This is a genomic window from Aequorivita soesokkakensis (assembly GCF_001641085.1).
Lineage (GTDB): Bacteria > Bacteroidota > Bacteroidia > Flavobacteriales > Flavobacteriaceae > Aequorivita > Aequorivita soesokkakensis.
In genome coordinates this window covers 230,123-243,842 of record NZ_LXIE01000012.1, presented here as the reverse complement: position 1 = coordinate 243,842, position 13,720 = coordinate 230,123, and the positions used below count along the sequence as shown (strand labels likewise).

Here is a 13,720-nt window from a genome sequence, read left to right as displayed (position 1 = left end):
GGGTTCGCTATTGGCTGGGGCGCTAATACAAGATTAAACTGAGTAGTAGCGAAGCAGCTTGAAACAGTATTGCTTTCCACTCTAGCAAAAATAAATACAGAACCTGTAACTATATAGGGTTGTGACAAGGGGTTATTTCCAGAAAGTGCGTCAGCTGGATTACTATGGTATGTAACTGTATATTGTAAAGGATTTTGACCATTTAGAATAATTGCGTCAAATGTGGTATTTAGATTAATAGACTCTTGCCCATTCCCCCCTAAATCACAAACATAATGAGGACTTGCAGGAGCTGTTGCAGTAGCCGCGGCATAGGTAATTTGAAAAGAATCAATAGCAAAACAAGTGCCTGTAGGTTCTTCAATTCGAACCCATATAGTTTCAGAAGTACCTACTATAGGGTAAGCATTTGCTGGAATAATAGGATTTGCACCTGTTGAAGCTTCCAATGCGCTGTGATGATAGGTTATATTAAATAGCGGGTCTTGTCCGCCCCGAACATCATCATCATTTTCGGTTAAGTCGAAAATACCTGCATTTGTACCGTCATCACATATGGAAAGATCCAGGGGTGGACTAGCAATAACTGGCTGGGGATGAAAAACCATGTTAAAGAACCTAACATTCTCCCCTCCTCCTGCAAATTGTATTCTAGCTTTATAATTTCCTGTTTGTGTTACATTAATTGTAGGGAAGTTTCCATTATAAATTTGAACAAATCCACCTCCCATTAAATCATCATACTCCCAAATATAATTATTTGCCATAGGGTCTGTAGCATCAAGTGTTACAGTGTCTCCATCACAAACATCGGTTTGCACTATGGAACAGTCAAAAGCATCGGGGTCTCCAAATGTTAAATCGAATGTATCGGGAGTAGCTGAAAATCTATCAACGACAATTATAACTTCATCTCCAGGAACTAAACTTATAAATTGAACCTGCCCATCGCCCAAAGCAGTTTCACATAAATCAGTGGATGTAAGGTTTAAACCTGTATCATATTCGCCGGCAGAGGGAGCGTCATAACTTGCCCTGTCTGCAACTCCCAAGTTATTACAATCTGCATTCACATATACCGCAAAATCATAATCAATATTTCCTGTTGGCTCAATTTGGAATGTGAAATTTGTGGCCTGAATAATGGCCAAACGGTACCATGCGGTCCGGGTGCCCTGCAAAGTTTGGCAGGTAGTGGCGATGGTAATTGGTGAAGGGTCTATCGCATTATTGTTAAGCCCGTCCTGACTGGTACAAATTGGTATTAAAATATCGCAAACTTGGGCTTTTGCGGTAGGGATCAAAACTAGTAAAAAGGCAAATAAAAGTATTAGTTTTTTCATTGAGGGGATGTTAATAGTATTTAGGTGCGGTTAATCATATTTTTTTGAAGGGAATTTTTTTCACTTCATTATTTTCAACAAAAAAGCGGATTTCATATCTGCCTTTTTCTAAAAAAGAAAGGTCGAATTTCATCATTTGAGCCCCTTCATTTTTTTCTATTTCTTTCGTAAAAAGCACTTCGTTATTTTTCGAAATGGTATATTTCAAAGTATTCGCTTCTAAAAAGTTTATGCTCAATATAGCACTGGCAGCAACTTCGGAAGGCTCCATTGAAATTAAGTCTCCATATTTTGAGGCTTCATTTTTTTGACCGTAAGTAAGTGAAACAAAAAGAATAGCAATAATTACAAGTAGGTTCTTCATAACAATTAAATAATTTTTTGCGAAAATTAAGAAAATTTTATGAAAATGTATAGTTTATGGTTCTTAAAATAAGAAGTTTCAGTTTTCAAAACCTAAATGCTATTGCGTATCTTTGCAGGCCTGAATAAGAAGATTTTAATAGATGGATTTAGAAAAACAACTTAAAGACATAGAAGCGATGGGCAATGACCACATTGGCAGTTCCACGGAAACGCCCATGCGCACTGATGCCTTTGAGCTTAGCGATATTGAAAAGATTGCAAGTATCAAAAAAGACATTCAAAACATTATGCACACTTTAGGTCTCGATCTTACTGACGACAGCTTAAAAGGCACCCCTACCCGAGTTGCAAAAATGTTTGTACAGGAAATTTTTGGTGGGCTCCACCCAGACAGACGGCCAAAAGCTTCCACTTTTGAGAATAAATATAAATATCAAGAAATGCTGGTAGAAAAGAACATAACCCTCTACTCTACCTGCGAGCACCATTTACTTCCCATTGTCGGGAAAGCACATATTGCCTATATTTCCAACGGTTCCGTGGTTGGGCTTTCAAAAATGAACCGGATTGTTGACTATTATGCAAAGCGTCCACAGGTTCAGGAAAGATTGACAATGCAAATTGTGAAAGAACTGCAACAAGTTCTGAATACGGAAGACGTTGCCTGTGTAATTGACGCCAAGCACCTCTGCGTAAACTCCCGAGGAATTCGCGATATTGACAGTAGTACCGTAACAAGCGAGTTTGGTGGCGCATTTAAAAATTCGGAAACCCGCCGTGAATTTTTAGATTATATAAAACTGGATACTGAGTTTTAATCGAAAAATCCAAATTTCAAATACCAAATTCCAAAAATTGAAACAACAAGATCTTTATATATACAATTCACTTTCAAAAAGTAAAGAAAAATTCACTCCAATTCACGAAGGCGCAGTGGGAATGTACGTTTGCGGCCCCACGGTTTATAGCAATGTGCATTTGGGAAATTGCCGCACCTTTCTTTCTTTTGATTTGGTTTTTCGCTATTTAAAACATTTGGGCTATAAAGTGCGCTACGTACGCAACATTACCGATGCCGGCCATTTGGAAAACGACGGTGAAAGTGGTGACGATCCAATTCTGAAAAAAGCCCGAATTGAGCAATTGGAACCGATGGAAGTGGTGCAAAAATACACTGTGGATTTTCACACGACTATGGCAAAATTTAACGCTTTGCCTCCAAGTATTGAACCAACTGCTACCGGACATATCTACGAACAAATCCACATAGTCGAAAAAATAATTGAAGAGGGTTTTGCCTATGAAAAGAACGGCTCTGTTTATTTTGACGTCCTCAAATTCAACGAATCCAACAACTACGGAAAATTAAGCGGAAGAAAGCTAGAAGATATGATTGCCAACACCCGCGAACTTTCCGCACAGACCGATAAGAAAAACCCTCAGGATTTTGCCCTTTGGAAAAAAGCCGAACCGCAACACATTATGCGCTGGCCATCACCCTGGAGTGAAGGTTTCCCCGGGTGGCATTTGGAATGTACTGCAATGAGTACAAAATATTTGGGCAATAACTTTGACATTCACGGCGGTGGAATGGATCTTAAATTTCCACACCACGAATGCGAGATTGCACAAGCTGAAGCCTGTAACCACACTTCGCCAGTAAATTATTGGATGCATGCAAATATGCTTACGTTGAATGGCAAAAAAATGTCAAAATCCACCGGAAATTTTATTCTCCCGAATGAAATGTTTTCTGGTGAAAACGATATTTTGAGCAAGCCGTTCTCTCCTACTGTTACTAAATTCTTTATGTACCAAGCGCATTACAGAAGTATTTTGGATTTCAGCAATGATGCTTTGGAAGCTTCCGAAAAAGGATTTAATCGGTTGATGGATGCACAAAGAATATTAAAAGATATTGTTGCTTCGGAAAAAAGCAGCTTAGATATTGAAAGCTGGCGAAAAGCATGTTATGATGCCATGAATGATGATTTCAACAGTCCGATTTTGATAGCACATCTTTTTGAAGCAGTAAAATTTGTAAATTCCTTAAAAGAAGAAAAAGAAACCATTTCTGAAAAAGATTTGGAATTGCTGAAGCAAACGATGGATGATTTTCTTTTCGATGTTTTGGGACTGGAAGACAGTGTTTCAGAAAATTCACAGGATGGCGAAAAACTTTCGGCTGCGGTGGAACTTCTTATTCAGTTGAGAAACCAAGCCCGCGCCAATAAAGATTTCGCGATGAGCGATAAAATTCGCGACGAACTTTCAGCAAAGGGAATTCAACTGAAAGATGGGAAAGACGGAACTACTTTTTCATTAAATTAATTTTTACGTGAAAAACATACTTACATATCCTTTTGTTTTATTAATAAGAGGGTATCAAAATTTTATTTCACCATTATTGCCTTCAAGCTGTCGCTACACGCCCACCTGTTCGCATTATGCAGTTGAAGCATTACAAACCCACGGCTTGTTGAAAGGCGGCTGGCTTGCCGCAAAACGGATAGCAAGCTGCAATCCTTGGGGCGGTTCTGGTTATGATCCCGTTCCGCCAAAAAAATAAATTACAGACAAATGAAACAATTGTTCCGCTATACTTTTTCGCTTTTGTTATCTTTACGCTGCTCAATAAAAACTCCGCTATGCACTATTTAAGTTTTACCTGGAACCCTTCTGAAGGGATTGACCTTGGTTTTTTTATGATCCGTTATTACAGCTTGATGTTTGTGGTAGCGTTTACATTAGGTTGGATTTTAACCAAAAAGATTTTTGAACGTGAAGGACAACCCCAGGAAAAATTGGACAGCCTCTTTATCTATATGGTTGTTGCCACCTTGGTTGGCGCGCGTTTAGGGCATGTTATTTTTTACCAGCCCGAGCTTTTTGTGGACGATCCGCTTTCGGTTTTTCTGCCAATACAAACCAAACCTGAATTTGAATTTACAGGCTTCCAAGGTTTGGCAAGCCATGGTGCTGCCATTGCTATTTTGATTGCGATGTATTTTTATACTAAAAACGTAATCAAGAAACCATTTCTTTGGATTATGGATCGCATTGTCATCGCAGTAGCTGCAGGAGGAATTTTTGTACGAATTGGGAATTTTATGAATTCTGAAATTATTGGGAAAATCTCAGGAGAGTTTCCCCTTGGCGTACGGTTTGTGCATGAAGGCATTCGCAAACAAGATGCCGTTAACGCTACAGGAATTAAAGAACCTAGCAAAGCTTATGATGCTATTGTACACAATCCACAGTTTTCGGAATTGTTGAACTCCGTTCCCTTTCGTCATCCGGCGCAGCTTTACGAAGCAGCTGGTTATGTGATTGTATTTTTGGTTTGTTGGTATTTATACTGGAAAACGGAACGCAGAAAACAGATTGGTTACATTTTCGGGGTTTTTCTGATTCTTCTTTTTATGGTTCGTTTTTTGGTGGAATATGTAAAGGAAAGCCAAGGCGGGTTTGAATCTGCGCTTGGATTGCTTTCAACAGGACAATGGCTCAGCATTCCTTTTATAATCGCAGGAATTTACATTATGTGGAAAGCTTCAAAAAAAAGCCCCCTAACCCCCGATGGGGAAATTTAGTATTCCCAATATTTTAAACTTTTCAAGAATGAAAAAAATATTTATTTCCGCTTTGCTTTTGGCTTCACTTTTCTCCTTAAGCAATTGCAAAGACAATAAAACTTCGGAAAATAAAAGCCTAACCAAAGAAATTACTTTTACGAAGGAAGGCGAATTGACCTTAATGAAAAGCTCAAACGATTCAATAGTAGCAACCCTTGATATTGAAATTGCCGATGACGAATATTCAACCGAAACTGGCTTAATGTACCGCCATTCCATGGCTGAAAACCAAGGGATGCTTTTTGTGTTCAACAATTCGCAGCGCAGGTCTTTTTATATGAAAAATACTGAGATTCCGTTGGATATAATTTATTTCGATTCTGAAAAAAAGTTGGTGAGCATCCAAAAAAACGCGCAGCCTTTTGACGAAACTTCGTTGCCTTCCGAGGATGTTTCGCAATATGTTTTGGAAGTGAACGCAGGCCTTACCGACACTTGGAAACTTCAAAAAGGCGATACGTTCCAATTTTCAGAAAACAAGTAAGCATTTCAAAAATTTGACAAAACAAAAAGCCCTTTCCAAATTTGGAAAGGGCTTTTTTATTTCTTCCGAAGAAAGGGAAACTACGCTTCTAATGCAACTTCGTCCTCTTCTTTTTTATCGATCAAATCCTCAACTTTTTTGCGTTTCACGGTATCATACATAATTGGTGTTGCAATGAACAACGATGAATATGTACCCACAACAATACCAACGATAATCGCAAACAACAATCCGCGAATGGATTCTGCCCCGAAGAAGAACATACACAACAACACGATAAGCGTGGTGAATGAGGTATTCAAGGTTCTTCCCAAGGTGCTGCTTAAAGCTACGTCAATAATACGGTTCATTTTCCAGCTTGGATGCTCGCCGAAATATTCACGAATACGGTCAAACACAATTACCGTATCATTCAGCGAGTAACCAATTACGGTAAGAATCGCCGCGATAAAGGCTTGGTCAATCTCCATGCTGAAAGGCATAAACTTATATGTTAAAGAGAATACCCCAAGCACAATAAGCACGTCGTGGAATACGGCCGCAACCGCACCCAAACTGAACTGCCATCTTCTAAAGCGCAACAATATATAAAGGAAAACCACAACCAAAGAGCCAAATACTGCCCAGAAAGAGTCTTTCTTAATATCATCTGCAATGGTAGGACTCACTTTGTAATATTCCATTCTACCAATGGTTTTTCCTTCGCGATCGCCCACAAAGTCTTCATAGGTCATATCTGCCGGCATATCCTTTTTAACGGTTTCAAAAAGCATATGCTCTATTTCTTCGTCAACATCAGTTCCAGTCTCGTCAACTTTATATTTGGTTGTAATCTTTAACTGATTGTCGCCACCGTATGTTTTTGCCTCGGCACTTCCAAAGGTTTTAATAAGATTGTCTTGAACTTCCTGTGAATTTACATCTTTCGCAAAACGAACGGTGTAGGTGCGTCCACCCACGAAATCAACACCTTGGTTAAGTCCAATTGTGAACAAAGAACCAAGACTTATCAATATCATAATTCCGGAAAACACATACGCAATTTTACGTTTTCTCAAGAATTCGATACTAACATTCTTGAAAAGATTCTTTGTAAAAGAAGTTGAACATGGCAAAGACTTTCCATTTTTGGTATAGCTGTCAATAAACAATCTTGTAATGAATATTGCAGTAAACAACGAAGTTGCAATACCTATTAATAAGGTAGTAGCAAAACCTTGAATTGGTCCAGTTCCGAATACCAAAAGAATCAAACCTGTTAAACCAGTTGTAATGTTTGCATCCAGAATTGAGGACAACGCATTGTTGAAACCATCTTTAATGGCGTCTTTCTGTGCCTTCCCTTTTGCGAGCTCTTCCTTAATTCTCTCAAAGATAAGTACGTTCGCATCCACAGACATACCTATAGTCAATACAATACCGGCAATACCAGGTAACGTAAGTACCGCACCAAGTCCCGCTAATATTCCGAAGATAAACAGAATGTTTACCAACAAAGCAATATCAGCAAACACGCCTGCTTTGCCATAATAGCCAATCATCCATAAAAGAACGATTACAAGTGCAATCATAAAGGACATTATACCACTGCTTATTGCTTCGTGGCCCAAAGTTGGCCCTACAACTTCACCTTGAATAATTTCTGCAGAAGCAGGCAATTTACCCGCACGCAATACATTGGCTAAATCCTGCCCTTGCGGCACAGTAAAGTTTCCAGAAATTTGGCTACGACCACCTGCAATTGGGCCGGAAGTAACGCCAGGAGCAGAATAAACAATGTTATCAAGAACAATAGCGATCTGGCTTTGGTTTTGGTATGCATCGCCCGTCATTTGTTCCCAAACTTTGGCGCCTTGACCGTTCATTTGCATAGAAACCACGACGCGGCTCATATTGTCAAACTCTTGTCTAGCATCTACAACCACACTTCCGCCAAGTGGAGGAAGGCCATCCTTTTCACTTTTTATAGCATATAATGCTGTAACCTCTTCACCATTAAGTTGTGGGTTGCTTTCTGGCAATCCCCACATAAACTTTGCAAAACGGAGTTCGTTTGGCAACAATGATTTTATTTGCGGATTGCGCAAATAACTATTGATGTCTGCCGTATCCTTTAATCTGAAAGTAGCAATCACCGGACCGCCTTGGCTTCCCAATGAAACCATTTTGGAAAGTATTGGGTTCGACTTGTTATCATTGGCAAGCGAATCTTTTACATCTTGGCCACCCAACAATTTGCTAACGTCATCATCTTCAGTTTTGGTAGTATCAGTAACTGTTTTTGTTGTATCGGAAACCTGTGTTGTTTCAGGAGCAGATTTTGCCATTGCAATTTCACCTGCTTTAGTATCGGCAGCTTGAAGGAAACCTGCCATTTCCTCAAATTTATAAACGTACCAAAATTCAAGTTGCGCGGTACTTTGAAGCAATTTTCTCACCCTGTCCACATCTTTCGCTCCCGGAAGTTCCACAAGAATTCTTGCAGATTTTCCCAAACGCTGAATGTTTGGTTGGGTAACTCCAAATTTATCAATACGCTTTCTTAAAACCTCAAAGGCAGAAGTAATAGACTCATCAATTTTCTTTTGGATAATTGGCTTTACTTGGTCATTTGACATTCCTTGATCAATAACATCCTCAAGGTTTTTATTGAAGAAAATATCAGACGAAGCAAGCTCGTTTTCACCCGGAAGTGCTTCAAATGCCTTGAAGAAGGATTCCAAGTAAGTCTCCTGCGAATCTTTTTGAAGTTCAGTAGCATTTTCCAAAGCTTGGTTAAATGCAGGATCCTTGGTGTTGTTTGCAAGACCTTTTAAAATGTCTTTCACAGAAACCTCAAGAATAACGTTGATACCACCTTTAAGGTCAAGCCCTTTGTTCAGCTCTTTCTCCTTAGCGGTATTGTAGTCAATTCCTAAAAATACGGTATTGTTACCAACAGAATCTAGATAACGAGCTTCCGCATTGTCTCTTTCATGAGGTTGCTCTGCAGAAAATTTGCTGTTGGCAAATTCTTTGGCACTGTCTTCTACTTTGTTCGCAACAAACGTAAAAGAGAGCTGGTAAATACTCACCAATCCAAAAAGGATGGCAAATATGGTAATTAGTCCTTTGTTTTGCATGATATATGTTTTTGGTCAGATTTTTTAAAAACGGGCAAATATATGATTTGCTGTTATATCTGACAATTATCGTGGTTATTTAAAAATTAATTTTTTTGGCTTCGGAATTTGAAAAACCGAAACTTTTTTTGCGAAGAATTTCCTTTAAGACAAAGGCCCAGCCCTTACCTCAGGAATTTTATGCGAAGCGTTATCAATTAAAAGTGAAGCGTCTCGGTAGTTCTTAAAAACAACCCTTTCAAAACCTTGTTTGAAAACGAAGTCAGTTTCCGAAGCCCTTAAAGATACATATGGGTTTAAAAATTGATCTTTGGCGCTCTTTAACTCTACCGGAAAACCATGAAGCCCTAAATCTGAACCAAAATCCTTTTGGATTTTAATTACGTCTAATTTATAGGTGTTGGAATCACTGCTGAAAGGAATTTTTGAAGAAGTGTCCTTTTTATTAAATGCCGTATCACCAAAGTGAAGTTTGTTCTGTTTCTGAAATAAATTCTTTATTACGGCTACATCAATTGTGCTGTAATACGTCACTTTCAGCTTTCCGTCAAGCAATTTCGAGATTTGCACATCGGCAACACCAATGGTTTTTAACTGGCTCGTGATTTCAGAAATAGCCTGCTGCGCCTCATCGGCACTTATGGAATCGGCACTGAACTGAACCACAATCTCTTGATTGGGCACGGCAGATTGTTCTATGCTTATCCCAAAAAAAGCTAGCGCAACAATTATTCCCGTAAAATACCATCTCCAGTTCACGCGCCAAATATAAAAAAATAAAGGGTTTATTTCTAAAGTCATTCCATAATCTGCAAAAATCTTTAGAAAACATTTCTTAAATAACAATTCTTCAGCTAAACAATATTATTTTCAAAATTTGTCAACTTTTTACTGTTGATAAATTTTTATTCAATTGGATATAAGCATATTAACAATATTTTCTTGACAACTTTAATTTTTAAATTTTAAATCAACATTACTAATTCGTTATATTTACCTACTTTAAATTTCGAATTCAAAACAACCAAAAATCATTTCAGAATATGCAAATTAAAACAACCGTCCCCGCCCCCAAAACCTATACACAAGATGAAGCTTTCAATGCTTCTGTTGAATATTTTAAAGGTGATGATCTTGCCGCCCGAGTTTGGGTGAACAAGTATGCTCTGAAAGATTCCGAAGGCAATATTTATGAAAAAACACCGAACGATATGCACCGCCGCATCGCAAAAGAAATTGCGCGCGTGGAACAGCGTTATGCAAATCCGATGACTGAAGACGAAGTTTTTGAAGCCATCAAAGACTTTAAATACATTGTACCCCAAGGCAGCCCTATGGCTGGAATTGGCAATCCGTATCAAATTGCTTCGCTTTCAAACTGCTTCGTAATTGGTAACGACGGTGATTCCGATTCTTACGGCGGAATTATGAAAATAGACCAAGAGCAGGTTCAATTAATGAAACGCCGCGGTGGCGTTGGGCACGATCTTTCGCACATTCGCCCAAAAGGTTCTCCCGTAAAAAATTCAGCTTTAACCTCAACTGGGATTGTTCCTTTTATGGAGCGTTATTCAAACTCAACCCGTGAAGTGGCGCAGGACGGTCGCCGTGGTGCTTTGATGCTTTCGGTTTCAATAAACCATCCAGATTCCGAAGATTTTATTGACGCCAAAATGGAGCAGGGAAAAGTGACCGGAGCCAATGTTTCTGTGCGAATGGATGATAAGTTTATGCAAGCCGTAAAAGATGGCAAAAGCTATACGCAGAAATATCCAATCTTCAGCGAAAACCCTAAGTTTTCAAAAGAAATTGAAGCTGGAAAACTTTGGAAAAAAATAGTGCACAACGCTTGGAAGTCTGCCGAGCCGGGAATCCTTTTTTGGGATACTATCATTAACGAGTCGGTGCCGGATTGTTATGCAGATTTGGGCTACAAAACCGTTTCCACAAATCCGTGTGGCGAAATTCCGCTTTGCCCCTACGATTCCTGCCGTTTGTTGGCTATCAATTTGTTTTCATACGTTGAAGAGCCTTTTACGAAAAAAGCTTCCTTCAATTTTGATCTTTTCAAAAAACACATTGCTATCGCCCAACGGATTATGGACGATATAATCGATTTGGAACTTGAAAAAGTAGATGCAATCATCGCAAAAATAGATGCCGATCCGCAAGCTGATGAAATAAAAGCTGTGGAACGGAATCTTTGGAAAAACATCCAAACAAAAGCAAATGAAGGCCGAAGAACCGGAATTGGCATTACCGCAGAAGGCGATATGCTAGCTGCTTTGGGAATAAAATACGGCAGCCCCGAAGGCATTGATTTTTCAGTGGAAATACACAAAATAGTGGCTTTGGAAGCGTATCGCGCTTCGGTTTATGCAGCAAAGGAGAGAGGTGCATTTGCAATTTTTGACAGTGAAAGAGAAAAGAACAATCCGTTTATTCTTCGCCTAAAAGAAGCCGATGAAAAATTGTATTACGATATGTTGGAATACGGCAGAAGAAATATTGCATTATTGACAATCGCACCCACAGGAACTACCAGTTTGATGACGCAAACCACTTCCGGCATCGAGCCTGTTTTTCTTCCAGTTTATAAACGAAGAAGAAAAGTGAACCCGAATGATAAAAACGTGCGCGTTGATTTTGTGGACGAATTGGGAGATAGCTGGGAAGAATACGTGGTTTTTCACCACCGCTTTAAACAATGGATGGATGCGAACGGGATTGACACCAATAAAAACTACACTCAGGAAGAACTGAACAAAATTGTGAAGAAATCACCGTATTACAAAGCAACTTCAAACGATGTTGACTGGATGAGCAAAGTGCGCATGCAAGGCGCGGTGCAAAAATGGGTTGATCACTCTATTTCCGTGACCATTAATTTGCCCGAAGACGCCACTGAAGAATTGGTTGGTAAGCTCTATTTGGAAGCTTGGCAAGCAGGATGCAAAGGCGTAACTGTATATCGTGATGGATCGCGCTCTGGGGTTTTGATTTCAAACGAAGAAAAGAAAGAAGAGGACAATGAAACCTTAACTGCTTTCCCAACAAAACGCCCCGAAATTTTGGAGGCAGACGTGGTCCGTTTCCAAAACAGTAAAGACAAATGGATTGCTTTTATCGGGTTGATTGATGGAAAACCCTATGAAATTTTTACCGGTTTTGCAGATGATGAAGATGGAATTTTGATTCCGCGTTGGGTAAATGAAGGAGTAATTATTAAAAACCGAAACGAGGACGGAACTTCACGTTACGATTTTCAGTACAAAAACAAAAGAGGGTACAAAACCACTATTGAAGGGCTTTCGCATAAATTCAACCCAGAGTTTTGGAATTATGCAAAACTGATTTCCAGCACGCTGCGCCACGGAATGCCAATTGAAAAAGCGGTGGAATTAATCAACAGCCTGCAATTGGATAGTGAAAGTATAAACACATGGAAAAACGGCGTTGCCCGTGCCTTAAAACGCTACGTTGCCGATGGAACCGAAGCGAGAAAACAGAAATGTGAAAACTGTAATAGTACTTCGCTTATTTATCAAGAAGGTTGTTTGACTTGTAAGGATTGTGGGTCTAGCAAGTGTGGATAGCTCTCGACTGTGCTCGAACTGACAATAATATTTCTATAAAGAAAAAGCCGGCTCCCGAAGTTTCGGGAGCCGGCTTTTTCAATTCTATAGAGATTTTACTTAAACTACAATTCAAGCAAATCATTAACGCTTCGAACGCCTTCGGCACTTTCTTTCATATGTGCTTTTTCGGCATCGTTCAATTCAAGTTCTACTATTTTTTCGATACCGTTTCTGCCCAAAATAACTGGAGCACCGATGCAGATATCCTTCATTCCATATTCGCCATCAAGCATTACGGAACAAGGGAACATTTTCTTTTGGTCGCAAGCAATTGCCTGTACCAAAGCAGAGACTGCCGCTCCCGGAGCGTACCAAGCTGAAGTTCCCAAAAGTTTTGTAAGCGTTGCCCCGCCAACTTTAGTGTCTTCCATTACTTGGTTCAATCTTTCTTCTGAAATGAATTTGCTTACGGGAACACTATTGCGCGTTGCCAATCTTGTTAACGGCACCATTCCGGTATCGCTGTGACCGCCGATTACCATTCCGTCCACATCGCTGATTGGCGCGTCCAAAGCTTCCGCCAAACGGTATTTGAAACGAGCGCTGTCCAAAGCTCCACCCATTCCAATGATTTTATTTTTATCCAGCCCAGATGTTTTATGAACCAAATAGGCCATCGTATCCATTGGGTTGCTAACAACGATTATAATAGTTTTAGGAGAATTTTTCACAAGGTTTGAAGAAACATCTTTCACGATTCCAGCATTGATGCCGATTAATTCTTCACGAGTCATTCCCGGTTTACGAGGAATTCCGCTGGTGATTACGCAAATATCGCTACCTGCAGTTTTAGAGTAATCGTTAGTCACACCTGTAATTTTAGTGTCGAAACCGTTTAATGAAGCGGTTTGCATTAGGTCCATCGCCTTTCCTTCGGCATAACCTTCTTTAATGTCCAACAAAACTACTTCGCTTGCAAAATTCTTGATGGCAATGTACTCTGCGCAACTTGCGCCAACAGCACCTGCTCCTACAACTGTTACTTTCATATTAAATGTTTATGGTTTATAGTTATTCCGAAGAAATTTCGGAGTGATTTTTAAACTTTCAGATTACTTCTGAATGTTGTGCAAAAGTACTATTATCTCCTTAAAATAATGATAATAAAGGGTTAAAAACTAAAAAGCCCATT

The 13,720-nt window shown here is 39.4% G+C and carries 10 protein-coding genes and 1 pseudogene; 6 read left to right on the top strand and 5 right to left on the bottom strand.

Going from position 1 to position 13,720, the window contains the following annotated elements:
* Together A7A78_RS07385 and A7A78_RS07380 are read right to left on the bottom strand one after the other, a co-directional pair.
* A pseudogene (locus tag A7A78_RS07385) lies at positions 1-1,343 on the bottom strand (hypothetical protein); the annotation flags it as partial.
* A gap of 34 nt (positions 1,344-1,377) precedes the next feature.
* Positions 1,378-1,707 (bottom strand): hypothetical protein, encoded by a 330-nt coding sequence (locus A7A78_RS07380; protein ID WP_068761790.1) that lies wholly within the window; start codon positions 1,705-1,707, stop codon positions 1,378-1,380.
* A gap of 142 nt (positions 1,708-1,849) precedes the next feature.
* On the opposite strand from A7A78_RS07380, the gene folE reads away from it, so the two are divergent.
* The 5 genes from folE (at position 1,850) to A7A78_RS07355 (ending at position 5,828) form a co-directional block, all read left to right on the top strand.
* Positions 1,850-2,527 (top strand): GTP cyclohydrolase I FolE, encoded by a 678-nt coding sequence (gene folE, locus A7A78_RS07375; protein WP_068761789.1) that lies wholly within the window; start codon positions 1,850-1,852, stop codon positions 2,525-2,527.
* Between the two features lie 37 nt (positions 2,528-2,564).
* Positions 2,565-4,040: a cysteine--tRNA ligase gene (gene cysS, locus A7A78_RS07370; protein ID WP_068761788.1), complete on the top strand. Its 1,476-nt coding sequence runs from the start codon at positions 2,565-2,567 to the stop codon at positions 4,038-4,040.
* A 7-nt stretch (positions 4,041-4,047) separates the two neighbouring features.
* Complete coding sequence (gene yidD, locus A7A78_RS07365; protein ID WP_068761787.1) at positions 4,048-4,278, top strand: membrane protein insertion efficiency factor YidD; 231 nt, start codon at positions 4,048-4,050, stop codon at positions 4,276-4,278.
* 79 nt (positions 4,279-4,357) lie between these two features.
* Entirely contained in the window at positions 4,358-5,302 is a 945-nt protein-coding gene (lgt, locus tag A7A78_RS07360; RefSeq protein WP_068761786.1) for a prolipoprotein diacylglyceryl transferase, read from the top strand.
* A gap of 28 nt (positions 5,303-5,330) precedes the next feature.
* Entirely contained in the window at positions 5,331-5,828 is a 498-nt protein-coding gene (locus tag A7A78_RS07355; RefSeq protein WP_068761820.1) for a DUF192 domain-containing protein, read from the top strand.
* Between the two features lie 80 nt (positions 5,829-5,908).
* Here the strand turns inward: A7A78_RS07355 and secDF are convergent, their stop codons facing one another.
* The gene (secDF, locus tag A7A78_RS07350) at positions 5,909-8,950 is read right to left on the bottom strand and encodes a protein translocase subunit SecDF (protein ID WP_068761785.1); all 3,042 of its coding nucleotides are present in this window, start codon (positions 8,948-8,950) and stop codon (positions 5,909-5,911) included.
* Positions 8,951-9,094: 144 nt separating this feature from the next.
* Positions 9,095-9,751 carry a hypothetical protein gene (locus tag A7A78_RS07345; protein ID WP_068761784.1) on the bottom strand — a complete coding sequence of 219 codons (657 nt, stop codon included), beginning with the start codon at positions 9,749-9,751 and terminating at the stop codon, positions 9,095-9,097.
* A 242-nt stretch (positions 9,752-9,993) separates the two neighbouring features.
* Here A7A78_RS07345 and A7A78_RS07340 point away from each other — a divergent pair, with 242 nt between their 5' ends.
* Positions 9,994-12,546 carry an adenosylcobalamin-dependent ribonucleoside-diphosphate reductase gene (locus tag A7A78_RS07340; protein ID WP_068761783.1) on the top strand — a complete coding sequence of 851 codons (2,553 nt, stop codon included), beginning with the start codon at positions 9,994-9,996 and terminating at the stop codon, positions 12,544-12,546.
* A 104-nt stretch (positions 12,547-12,650) separates the two neighbouring features.
* Here the strand turns inward: A7A78_RS07340 and mdh are convergent, their stop codons facing one another.
* Complete coding sequence (mdh, locus tag A7A78_RS07335) at positions 12,651-13,577, bottom strand: malate dehydrogenase (protein ID WP_068761782.1); 927 nt, start codon at positions 13,575-13,577, stop codon at positions 12,651-12,653.
* Positions 13,578-13,720 lie beyond the last annotated feature (143 nt).